The sequence below is a fragment of the Mesorhizobium intechi genome, assembly GCF_002879535.1.
Classification (GTDB): Bacteria; Pseudomonadota; Alphaproteobacteria; order Rhizobiales; family Rhizobiaceae; genus Mesorhizobium; species Mesorhizobium intechi.
This window is the reverse complement of sequence record NZ_PNOT02000031.1, coordinates 1-7,771: the sequence shown is the minus strand read 5'-3', so window position 1 is coordinate 7,771 and position 7,771 is coordinate 1. Positions and strand designations below refer to the sequence as shown.

Sequence of the window (7,771 nt, the reverse complement as noted above, 5' to 3'; positions counted from 1 at the left end):
GGGATGGCGGCGTCCATGATGCCGATATCGGCCAGCAGCCGGTGCGCGATCCGGCGGGCGGCGCCGCTGGCGCGCCGCGTGGCCGGCTGGCGCGCGGGGATGGAACGCGCCTCCTCGGGCAGCAGGTGGGCCTCGTCCGCATCGCCTATCGCCCGGCATCCGGTCCGGACGCCTCGCGGCGCGATTGCCGCGATCGCCTCGCTCAGCGCGGCTTCAGGGGAGGGTGGCCGCGTCAATGGTCATCCCCTTGGCAGGACGAGGTCGGCGATCATTTCCCCATCCTCGTCGAGGCCTTCCTCCACGAAACCGACGGTGCGATAGAGTTGGCGTGCCGCTTCATTCTCCGGCTCATAGCAGATCGAGACGTGCCTGACGTGACCAAGCCCGCCGATCTCGTTCAGCACCTCGCGCAACGCGGCCTTGCCATAGCCCTTGCCCTGGCTGGCGCGGTCGATCATGAAGCGATAGATGCGCGCCTCGTCGTCATCTTCCGGCGCGTCGTACATCAGGAAACCGACGATGCGATCCCCGGCCATGATTGCGCGCGGCCGCGCATCCTCGTCGGATTCGGCCTCCTCTAGCGACGCCGCGTTGCCAGCGACAAGATCCAACTGCTCGGGTGCCAGTTCCAGCGCCGCGACCAAGGCCTCGTTGGCCCTGGTCACCGGGGCGAGACGGATTTCTCCGGCCGTCAAGCCGACGCCCTGGCGCCGTCGTTCGTGACCGGGATCACGAAGCGATGCAGCTTGGCCGGGTTGCCGCGCCAGATCGAGTAGGGTTCCAGCTCCTCGCCCTTCATCACGAAGGAATCGGTGTCGGCCACCGATCCTTCGCCCATCACGACGCCGTAATGGACAAAGGCGGACGGTCCGAGCGTGCAGCCCTTGCCGATGCGGATGTAGTCGGACTTGAACGCGCCTTCCTCCAGCGAGTGCGCCTGGATGACGCAGCCTTCGTTGAGCGTGACATCATCGCCGATCTCCACCAGCGAGCGTTCGGTGAGGTTGGCTCCGCCATCATAGACGCGGCTGCCGACCTTGACGCCCAGCATGCGCAGGATCATCGGCCGGAACGGCGTGCCGGCGAACAGGCGCACGATCGGTGAATCGGCAAGCTTCCAATGGCGTTCGTGGCGCCAGAAAGCGACGTCGTAGATCGTCGTCATCTGCGGCTTCAGCCTGCCGAAGCCAAGGCTTGCCCGTTCGACAAAGATGTAGAACGGAATGGTGATCGCCGAGGTGAGGAGCACGGCGGCGAAGAGAGCGACTTCAGCCCATTCGGTGTAGTAGTTCAACGCCCGGTCCCAGATCGCCAGCGTGGCGAACAGCATGACCCATTGCGTGGCCATGAACAGCAGGATCGTCACCGCGTTGTGAAGGTTCTTGTGCGGGATGCGCTGGCGTCGGTCCGCCTCGTCGACGCCGGCGATCAGTTCCTTGTCCCGATTGACCATGCGCGGGATTTCAAAGGCAGGCGAACCCAGGAGCCCGACATTCTCGCGCACCGGCCCATCGATGGGGATCATCACCTTGGTGCCGAGCAGGACGTTGTCGCCCGTGCGTCCATCCGGCGGATAGTAGATGTTGTTGCCAAGATAGTTGCGTTCGCCGATGCGTGTCCGCTCGAGCCGGAAGGCGGAGGCGGATTTGTGCATGTTGATCATGAACAGGCCGTCCGACACCATGGTCTCGGTGCCGATCTCGCACAGAAGCGGGTTTTCGTGCTGCTGGTTGGAGCCGAAATTTGAGCCGGTCTGCACCACCTTGTTGAGGTTCCAGCCGATGGCGCGCATGTAGTAGACGATCGCCGAACTATCGCCGAACAGCAGCCCCAGCACGCGGGAATTGCTGGTGAACTCGGTGGCGGTCTGCAGCCAGTAGCGGAAGCCGTAAAGCGTGTAGGTACGGCCGGGTTTCAGGATTACGCTGAGCAGGCGCGGCAGCACCGTCGCGGCGACAAAAGCCGCGGCGATATAGCCGAAAAGCGTGACCGTGGTGCCGACGGCGACCACGCCGATCGTCTCCTGGTAGTCGTCGCCGACATTTTCCCAATAGCTGTGGATCAGCAGCGGCAGCGGGATGACCACGGCAAACAGCCCGATCAACTGGACCGCTTCGAAGAGGAAGCGCCGGATGTCGGAAGGGTTTTCGTTGCGCACCTTGCAATAGTCCGCCGTGGTCGGCACGGCCGGCGAGCCATGCCAGTGTTCGCCATCGGGGATGCTCTGCCCGCGCTGCAGCGAGGACGAATGGCCGAGCTGGCCGCCGTCACCGATCGACGTGTCGATGTCGAGCGTCGAGCCCACGCCCACGAAGGCATCGCGGCCGATGGTCAGCGGCCCCATGTGAATGTAGCCGGACTGCGCCCGAAAGCCGAGGATCAGCGATTCCTTGCGAAGGATGGTGTTGGCGCCGATCGAGATCAGATCCGTACAGACCGGGACGGATTTGGATTCGATGACGGCGTTCTTCCCGATCCTGGTTCCCAGCATCTGCAGATAGAAGCTGTAGAGCGGGCTGCCGCGGAACAGCACGACAGGGGCGGTGCGGATCAGGGTCTTGACCACCCAGAAGCGGTAGTAACGCGGGCCCCAGATGGGGAAAGCTTCCGCCTTCCAGCGGCCGATGAGCACCCATTTCGCCAGGACGGCAAAGCCCGTCATGCCGAAGAACACGCCGGCCGAGAGCGTCACGCACCTGATATAGAGCTGCAGCGGATCGTCGAGCGTGTCATACATCCAGTTGAGGCCGATGTTGATCGCCCACAGGCCCGCGTAGCTGTAGACCCCGTAGAACAGCAACTGCGCCATCCCACAGGTCCAGTAGGCAAGATTCGATGCCTGGCGGGTGAGAACAGGCTCGTTGGTGGCCGTCGTCACCTCTTGCGAGACCCTCAGGTGCTTGGCCAGGCGCGCCACCGTCGGATGGAGATAGATGTCGCGCATGGACGTCGTCGCCCATTCCTTGCGGGTGCGCACGCGGGCGCAGAAATGCGCCATCAGCAGCGAGTTGGCGCCGAGGTCGTCGAAGAAATTGTCCTCGACCGACACTTCGTCGAATTTCAGCACGGTCGCCAGCGCCTCGGCCAGGAAACGTTCGTCGTCATTGCCGGGCGCAACCATCTCCCGGTCGGCGGAAAGCCGCACGCTTGTCGGCTTCGGCAACTGGCGAAGGTCCACCTTGTTGGAGACCGTCATCGGGATCGCCGGCAGCTCCTCAAGATAGGAAGGCACCATGTAGTCCGGCAGGCGACGCTTCATCGTTTGGGCGAGATCGGCGCGCGAGAGCGCCGGCTGGCCGGCCTTGGGCGCGTGATAGGCGACGAGTTCGACGCGGCCGGGTTCGATCTCCCAGGTGGTGACGGCAGCCTGCGCGATCTCTGGCTGGTCCAGCAGCACCGCCTCGATCTCGCCGAGCTCGATGCGATAGCCGCGGATCTTCACCTGGGTGTCGATGCGGCCGGCATATTCGATCTCGCCATCGCCGTTGATCCGGCCAAGGTCGCCGGTGCGGTAGATGCGCTGCGACGGGTTGTTCGGCAGGCCGATGAAATCGGCGATGAACTTCTGTTCCGTCAGGTCCTGCCTGTTGAGGTAGCCGACCGCGAGCCCGATGCCGGCAATGCCGATCTCGCCCAGTTCGCCAGGCTCGGCCAGTTCCGGCAGCGACGGGTCGAGAATGACGATGGAATAGGTCGGCAGCGGCGCGCCGATGGTCACGGGCTTGTGCGGCGTCAGCGCGCCCATCGTTGCCGTGACGGTCGCTTCCGTTGGGCCATAGGTGTTGAGGATCTGCCGGCCCGGCTTCGACCAACGCACGACCAGATTGTGCGGGCAGGCCTCGCCGCCGACCAGGAGCGTGCGCAGGCTGGGCACATCCGATGTCATGGACGACAGAAGCGTCGGGCTGCAGGCCATGCAGGTGATTTCATGATACCGCAGGAAATCCGCCAGTTCCTCGCCGACGAGCGGCATCTGACCGGGCGCGGGCACCACTGTCGCGCCGGCGACGAACGGCACCCAGATCTCCTCGGAGGAAAAATCGAAGGCAATCGTCATGCCTTGGTAGACGCGATCGCCCGGCCTGTAGCCATAGGATGCGGCGGCGACGCGGATGAAATTGACGAAGCTCTGGTGCCTGATGGCCACGCCCTTCGGCCTGCCGGTCGTGCCCGACGTGTACAGGATGTAGCAGATGTCTTCGGCCGGCGCCTTTTGCGGCTCCAGCGGTGCGCTGGACTGTTTGGAGATCTCGGCGGTGGCGCCGTCGATCAGCACATGGGGGACCGGCAACTGGTCGGCCCGCGAGGCATAAGTGGCGATGGTGACGATCAGGCTGACGCTGGCGTCTTCGATGATGAGCGCCATGCGCTCTTGCGGAAAGGCGGTGGCCAGCGGCACGAAGGCGGCGCCCGCCTTCACGACGGCGAGCAAGGCGACATAGGTCTCCGCCGACCGGTCGAGAATGAGCCCGACCCGGTGGCCCGGCCGCACGCCGCGCTTGATCAGCACGCGGGCGAACTGGTTGGCGCGCCTGTCCAGCTCCTGATACGTCCAGACATTTCCGTCGGAGATCACCGCCGGCAAGGTGGCGAATGTTGCGGCGAGCTCTTCGAAGACCGCGTCGAGCCGCTCGCCGGGCTGGCCTGCCCGCGCGAAATCGGCGCCGGTCAGAATCTGGCCATGCGCGGCGCGATGAGCGGCCCTTATAATCGTATCGACGCCCGCCAGCCCATTCTTGGCCAGCCCGGTTTCGGGCTCCGCGCCTGGTCGTGCCCTGTCCCTGTCCAGGCTGGCAATGTCGACACCGTAATCCATTTCCATACTTTCTCGTCTTGGCCGCGCATCGGCCGGCTGTTCATGCCGCTGTTCGAGCAGGCTTTTTCGGCTGTGCCGCCGTTGCAATTTGACCCTTGTCGATGGCGGACCGAAGCTTCCGAAAAGGAAGTCCACGCAGTCCCCCGCAGGATGGTTATGCCATCCGATCTTTTCGCCAGTTTTTCCGAATTGTTGAAACTTGTTTCTGAATTGTGTCTGAGCGAGACCTCGCGACCTGGCTGGGGCGCCGCGCGAAGCCGGTGTTGTCGCGGCCCGGCATACATGCCTATGCTGCAAGCTTCGCGGAGGATCGTGGCGAATGGCAGCGGCGGGCAACGGGCGGGACGTGGTGCCGGGCAGGGCGCTCGCGGATGGCGGGGTCCCGCGTTCCGTGCTGGATTCGGCGGGCCTGGGGCCCCGGCAGGCTGTCGCGATGTGGCAGGAGAACATGGGCTTCTTCTACGACGTTCGCCTGCGCAATGGCGGCGACGAACGCTTCCATGTCCATGCGGAGGCATTCCATTTGGGCGAGATCGCGCTCAGTTCGTACCGGTGTGTCGCGCAGAATTTCGACCGTTCACGCGCTCGCATCGGGCGCGACGGGCTGGACCAGATCACCGTGCAGGTCTGCCTGCGGGGCAGCCACGGCCGGCGCGACGGCGGGCCGGATGAAAAGGCCTGCGCAGGCGACCTGATCGTCTCCGACCTGGCGCAGGTCCAGTCGACAGGGACGTCCGGTATCGACAGTGTCAACCTGACCATGCCGCGCCGCCTGCTGGCGCCACTTCTGAAGGCGCCCGACGAACACAATCTGCGCGTCATCCCGGGCAATGCGCCCTTGACGGCGCTGTTGCGCGGCCATCTCATAGGCCTCTACGAGGCAGCGCCTGCCATGAGTGGCAGCGATGCCGAGGCGGTGACCCGGCCGACCATCGAACTCGCGGCCGCGGCGATCAATTCGGCCGTGGCGGAGGAAAACGCCGCGTCCGTGCAGCTGGCGCTGACCGGCGAAATCCGCCGGCATATCGACAGGCACATAACCGGCCGGGATCTCACCGCCGAGACAATAGCCGCGCTGTTCGGCATCTCGATGCGCAAGCTCTATTATCTCTTCGAGCCGCATGGCGGCTTTTCCAGATACATCCAGGACGAGAGGCTGCGCCGTTGCCGCGCCGAGCTCGTCGATCCCGGCCGCCGGCACGATGCCATTGGCGAGATCGCCGGCCGCTACGGCTTCGGCCACCGAAAGAGTTTTGTCCGTGCCTTCCGGCGTTCCTTCGACATGACGCCACGCGAAATGCGCGCGCTTGCCGCGGAAGGCCGCCGCCGGACCCGCGAGCATGGCGCGGACCGCACCTTGTGGCACTGCATCCGCGAAATTCGGTGAACCCGCACGAGCAGACATGCCATGCCGGTTTTGCACCAGGGGCCTCATTCCTTGCGCCTGCCGCCACTTCGGCGCGGAGCGTCCATACAGGGCTTGAACTATCGCTGCCGCCGCCGGAAAACCTCGGAAGAACGGGGATCGAACGCAGGTGCCCAGCCGGGACAATGTCATCGTCCTGTCCACGGACGAGATTGCCGACCGCGAACGCGAAGAAGCGGTGCGCGAATTCTACGGCCGCATATGCATGCGGCTGGACCTCGTTCCGCTGCAGGGCGGCGCTCTCCATCTGAGCGCCTCCACGCTGTTGCTGCCGGGGGTGAGCGTGGCCGAGGGCAAGGTCGCGCCGATGGCCTGGGAACGCACGGCTGCGCTGCGGCAGGACGCCAATGACGACCTCGTCGTGTCCTGGATCGCCGGCGGCTGGGGTTTTGACACACCAGGCCAGGGAACGGTTGAGACACAGGCCGGGGCGCCCTGCATCATGCCGATGGACGGGCGCTGGCGCGCCAGGGCGCCGAACGGCGAGTGGACCATCTGCGTGCGGTTCGACAGGGCGACGCTGGCGCCGCTGGTGCGCCATGTCGGCGATCTCCGGCCCAATGCGATCAACCCCGCCACGCCGGAGGCGCGGCTTCTGCTGGCCTATGTCAGGGCGGTGGCGCAGGGCGGGATGAGCACCGCGCTCGCGCCGCTGGCCGCCCAGCATATTGCCGATCTGTTCGCCGCCGCGGTCGGCGCCAGCCGCGAGATGGGGGAGCTGATCGCCGGACGCGGCGTCCGCGCCGCGCGCATCGAAGCCATCAAGCGCTACATCGAGGACAATCTGCACAGAGCGCGGCTGTCTGCCGAGATGGCGGGAAGGGGCCTCGGCATCAGCCCGCGCTACATCAGGCGCCTCTTCGCCGAGCAGGGGCAGGGCTTTTCCGACTATGTCATGCAAAGGCGGCTGGAGCGGATCCACCGGCAGCTCGCCAGCCCGCTGTTCGCGGCACGGGCGGTCGCCGACCTCGCCTTCGAGGCGGGGCTGGTCGAGCCGTCGACCTTCTACCGGCAGTTCCGCGCCCGCTATCGCATGACGCCCTCCGAGGTGCGCGCCGGACTGGCGCAGTGAGGCGCCTGTTCCGCCAGTGCGACGCGCCTGTGCCATCAGTGCGATACGCCCATGCCTTCGCATCCGCATAGTCGGGCCGGCGGACGCGATGCATGGGGCATGCGCGGGAACGGAGGCTGGGCGGCCGGGTCTCCGTGACATCGGAAGACTGGCCATCGGAGGCAACAATGCGTGTGGCGAAAAGATGGATCCTGGGCATCTCGGTTTTCTGCGCCCTTCTTCCAACCGAGGTCTTCGCGGCCTATAAATGCGGGAATCCGGCGATCTGCAAGGCGGTCTGCGGCGCGGAGATCTGCGGCAAGATCAGCGCGAGCAATCGCGACATGAAGGCACTGGACCTGGGCGGGCCCGGCCAGCTCGCCGCATCCAGCGGCGGCTCGTCATCGGGCACCAGTTCCAAGAAAACCTACACCTGCTCGAACCCGGCGATCTGCATAGCGGTCTGCGGCAAGAAGAC

General features: G+C 65.5%; 5 protein-coding genes and 1 pseudogene. 3 read left to right on the top strand and 3 right to left on the bottom strand.

The features are described from left to right. The 3 genes and pseudogenes from C1D09_RS02125 to C1D09_RS02115 form a co-directional block, all read right to left on the bottom strand. A pseudogene (locus C1D09_RS02125) lies at positions 1 to 236 on the bottom strand (4'-phosphopantetheinyl transferase family protein); the annotation flags it as partial. 3 nt (positions 237 to 239) lie between these two features. Continuing rightward, entirely contained in the window at positions 240 to 695 is a 456-nt protein-coding gene (locus tag C1D09_RS02120; RefSeq protein WP_167514450.1) for a GNAT family N-acetyltransferase, read from the bottom strand. Beyond that, the gene (locus C1D09_RS02115; protein ID WP_425463396.1) at positions 692 to 4,816 is read right to left on the bottom strand and encodes a Pls/PosA family non-ribosomal peptide synthetase; all 4,125 of its coding nucleotides are present in this window, start codon (positions 4,814 to 4,816) and stop codon (positions 692 to 694) included. The genes C1D09_RS02120 and C1D09_RS02115 overlap by 4 nt, the downstream gene beginning before the upstream one ends. Before the next feature lie 319 nt (positions 4,817 to 5,135). Here C1D09_RS02115 and C1D09_RS02110 point away from each other — a divergent pair, with 319 nt between their 5' ends. The 3 genes from C1D09_RS02110 to C1D09_RS02100 form a co-directional block, all read left to right on the top strand. Continuing rightward, positions 5,136 to 6,203, top strand: a complete 1,068-nt coding sequence (locus C1D09_RS02110) for a helix-turn-helix domain-containing protein (RefSeq protein WP_143972765.1) — start codon at positions 5,136 to 5,138, stop codon at positions 6,201 to 6,203. Between the two features lie 148 nt (positions 6,204 to 6,351). Beyond that, positions 6,352 to 7,314 (top strand): AraC family transcriptional regulator, encoded by a 963-nt coding sequence (locus C1D09_RS02105; RefSeq protein ID WP_143972764.1) that lies wholly within the window; start codon positions 6,352 to 6,354, stop codon positions 7,312 to 7,314. A 167-nt stretch (positions 7,315 to 7,481) separates the two neighbouring features. Continuing rightward, a partial coding sequence (locus C1D09_RS02100; RefSeq protein WP_143972763.1) for a hypothetical protein occupies positions 7,482 to 7,771 on the top strand: 290 nt, incomplete at its 3' end.

Bases quoted from the DNA above. Each gene is read 5' to 3' on its own strand.
- C1D09_RS02115 (WP_425463396.1), bottom strand. From the start codon at position 4,816: ATGGATTACGGTGTCGACATTGCCAGCCTGGACAGGGACAGGGCACGA.
- C1D09_RS02110 (WP_143972765.1), top strand. From the start codon at position 5,136: ATGGCAGCGGCGGGCAACGGGCGGGACGTGGTGCCGGGCAGGGCGCTC.